Annotated in this window: 1 protein-coding gene and 1 pseudogene; both read right to left on the reverse strand. The window is 54.5% G+C overall.

The window, feature by feature from the left end; all coding sequences use genetic code 11:
- A partial coding sequence (locus tag I8U18_RS17615; RefSeq protein ID WP_198056626.1) for an ATP-binding protein occupies nucleotides 1-541 on the reverse strand: 541 nt, incomplete at its 3' end.
- Nucleotides 538-736, reverse strand: a pseudogene (locus I8U18_RS17960) (IS21 family transposase); the annotation flags it as partial. The gene I8U18_RS17615 and the pseudogene I8U18_RS17960, both read right to left, overlap by 4 nt.

The following is a 736-nucleotide window of genomic DNA, read 5'->3' on the forward strand; positions in this document are numbered from 1 at the left end:
TGGCTGCCAAGCTATCCAGGGGGAGGTAGCCCACTTCATCAATCACCAGAACTTTGGGCCGTATATACACTCTGAGCCGTTTGTCCAAGCGGTTTTCCTCATAAGACTTGCGGAGGTCTTCAACCAGATGCGTCAGACTCACGAAGTAGACGGAGAGTCCTTTGGCGATGGCCTCTATGGCCATCGCAATGGCCAGGTGCGTTTTTCCCACGCCCGGTGGTCCGAGCAGGATCAGGTTTTCATTCCGCTGAACGAAGGTCATGGTGGCCAGTTCCCGGACGAATCTTTCGTCGAGGCTGGGTTGAAAAGAGAAGTCGAAGTCGTCCAGGCTCTTCCGGTAAGGGAGACGTGCCAATTTGGTGCGAACCTCGAGATTCCGACGCTTTCGCTCCGTCAGTTCTGCTTCCAACAACTCTCCCAAAAACGCCAGGTATGTGTACTGTGCATGTTGTGCGGCTTTCAGCCGCACATCCAGAAGCTCGGAAGCCCGATGGAGACCCAATTCCTCGAGCCGAAAGCGGACTTGTTCCAGTTCCGTCATGGGCTCACCCCTGTCAATTGCTCGTACACCTCAAGTGAGCGAACTTCCACGTCATGAACGGGAATCTGTGTTGCACGGGGGCGTGGAACCAGATAACCCTGCGCAAGCGTGAGCCCCTTGTATTGGTCGGGACAAGTTCGGATCTCTCTGGACTTTGTGGTCTTTTCATGCCTGGATATCAACTCGTATCCGATC

Source organism: Thermoactinomyces sp. CICC 10522 (assembly GCF_016055075.1).
GTDB classification, from domain to species: domain Bacteria; phylum Bacillota; class Bacilli; order Thermoactinomycetales; family Thermoactinomycetaceae; genus Thermoactinomyces_A; species Thermoactinomyces_A daqus.